At 68.1% G+C, this 2404-nt stretch carries 2 protein-coding genes and 1 pseudogene; all 3 read left to right on the forward strand.

Going from position 1 to position 2404, the window contains the following annotated elements; all coding sequences use genetic code 11:
- Nucleotides 1-597, forward strand: a pseudogene (locus tag F624_RS35460) (hypothetical protein); the annotation flags it as partial.
- Nucleotides 598-1356, forward strand: coding sequence for a hypothetical protein (locus F624_RS33825; protein ID WP_245573786.1), 759 nt, complete (start codon nt 598-600; stop codon nt 1354-1356).
- The coding region (locus F624_RS0131860; RefSeq protein ID WP_342663622.1) for a glycine-rich domain-containing protein at nt 1356-2404 on the forward strand (1049 nt) is incomplete at its 3' end. The genes F624_RS33825 and F624_RS0131860, both read left to right, overlap by 1 nt.

The raw sequence follows: 2404 nt of genomic DNA on the forward strand, positions 1-2404 counted from the left end.
GCCTGCTACGGCCTGGACGGCGCCACGCTGTCGGTCACCGTCAAAGACAAGCCCGCCGGCACGGTGGTCTTCAGCAAGACCCTCGTCCTGCAGGAAGACCCGCTTGATTGGTACGACTGGGCCTTCGGCGCCATCAAGCCGCTCACGCGCTGCCTGATCCGGGATCTGGTGCCGTACCCCGAAGCCGAGCTGACCCTCTCGCTCACGGCGCCCGCCGGTGGCGTGGTGGGTGCGGGCATGGTGGTGCTCGGGGACCTGGTGCCCCTGGTCAATGCCGACACCTGGGGCGGGACCCAGCCCGGCGCGACTGCCGAGCCCGTCACCTATTCGTACATCAAGACCGACGACTACGGCGGCACCTCGATCAAGCGCCGCCGCTCGGCAACCGACATGCGCTTCAAGCTGATCTTGCCGCGCGAGCAGGCCGACTACGTGCTCTCTGTGGTTCAGCGCGTGCTCGATGTGCCCGCAGCCTGGATTGCCACCGATGCCGCCGGCTTCGTTGGCCTCAACGTCTTCGGTCTGGGCAGTGGCTCCATGAGCTACGACAACGCTCAGACCGCCACCTTCAGCGGCTATGTGAAAGGAATGGTCTAAATGCCATTAGCAAACCCACCAACCCTTGACGACCTCCCGGCCACGCCGGACCGGGCCGATCGAACAACCTTCGCCGTGCGCTGCACCGCGCTCTTCGATCACCTCAAGAACACCAGCGTCGCCCAGTGGCGGGCGGCCCTGACCTGGATGAACGCCGCAGCCGCCTCAGCCGCGCAAAGCGTGCAGGATGCGGCTGGCCAAGCTTCTCTGTCGGGGCAGCGGGCCGATGCGGCGGCTGCGAGCGCCTCGGCGGCCGCCAACACCCTGGCCGCGGCCCAGGCCGCGCTCGGGGCGGTCAAGTGGGTGCCAGGCGCCTATGCCTCGGGCGCCTGCGCCTGGAGCCCTATCAATGGGCAGCTCTACCGCACCCGGGCCGCGATCGCCAACAGCACGGTCGACCCCATCAACGACCCCACGAATTGGTTCTCGCTGGGCCTGATGTCGCTGCCGATCCAGCAGGTAACGAACACCGGCGGCAGCTTTTACGGTGCGGCCAATGGCGGGCTGAACACGATCAACGAGATCACGCTGGCCGGAGCTTGTGCCAAGTACCTGCCCCAGAACCCGGCGAATGGGGATGTGTGCGTGGTCGTGGTGGCCAACGGCCGCGCGGACAACAGCCTGGTGGTGAACCCCAGCAACCCGATCCCGATGCAGATCGGCTCCAACACCGTCACCGACTCCCTGGTGCTGGGCATCCCGCCTGGGGCCATCACCTTCAAATTCTTCTCCAGCTCCAACGTGTGGAGGTACATGTAATGGCGTCTCTTCCTGATTTGCTCGGTGGCAGCACCAAGCAATACCGCTCCATCCTGTCCCTGCAGGTGACGGCCAGTCAAACCATCGTTGCGCCGTGCGACGGCCTCGTCGACCTGTCGGTGATTGGCGGCGGGGGCTCGGGTGGTCTCTACGTGCAAAACGGCATGGCCCCCACGGCCGCGTTTGGTGGGGGGGCGGGGGGCTTTGCCCGGCGCCTGTCCCGGATCAAGAAGGGCGACGTCATCGTCGTGACCATCGGGGCAGGTGGGGCCTATGTGACCAACATCAGCGCGGCCGGCAACAACGGCGGGGCCTCTTCTATCGTGATCGCCGCGCAGTCCGTCAACCTGGTGGCCAACGGGGGCACGGGCGGGTACATCTATTCCGGCACCGGCGTGGTGCTCGCGGGGGCACCCGGCGGCTCGGCCACGGGCGGCCAGATCAACTCGGCCGGTGGGCGCGGCGGCGGCATCGTCAACACCAATTGGACCGGGCAGCAGGTGGCCACGGGCGGTGGTGGCGTGAACCTGTTCGGTGGAGCGGATCAGACCGCCACGGCCGGGGGCGACATCGTGTTTGCGGCAGCTACCGCGGCGTCCTGGGTGGCCAGCGGTGGAGGTGGGGCGTTCTCTGCGGGACAGGCCATGACCAGCGGCAACGTTGCCTTGGGCGGCAATGGTGGCAGTGGCTTCACGCTGTACAGCAGCGCAGCCCACCAGGCGGACCTCGTCGCTCATTGGGGCCTGGCGCCACTGCCTGTTGGTGGTGGTGGCACGGGTGGATACAGCAGCGGTGGCTCGTATTCCGCGGGCAGTCCTGGTGGCGATGGGGGCGGTAGCGGTGGGGTCAATCTGCAGACAAACAGCACGCCAGGCGGGTTCTCGGTGGCGGCGGCTGGGGCCTTCGGTGGGGGCGGTGCGATCTCGGGATCTCCCGGGGGTGGCAGCGCGGCCTACGCCAGCGGCGGCACCTGGGGCGGTGGTGGCGGTGGTCTGTCCAGCGGCCAGGGCCTGACGGCACCGAACTGCCGCAGCGGCGCGGGCGGCAG

The organism is Curvibacter lanceolatus ATCC 14669, assembly GCF_000381265.1.
Taxonomy (GTDB): domain Bacteria; phylum Pseudomonadota; class Gammaproteobacteria; order Burkholderiales; family Burkholderiaceae_C; genus Curvibacter; species Curvibacter lanceolatus.

What these genes read in the sequence shown, in the direction of transcription:
- F624_RS33825 (WP_245573786.1), top strand. Translation starts at nt 598, where the DNA reads ATGCCATTAGCAAACCCACCAACCCTTGACGACCTCCCGGCCACGCCG.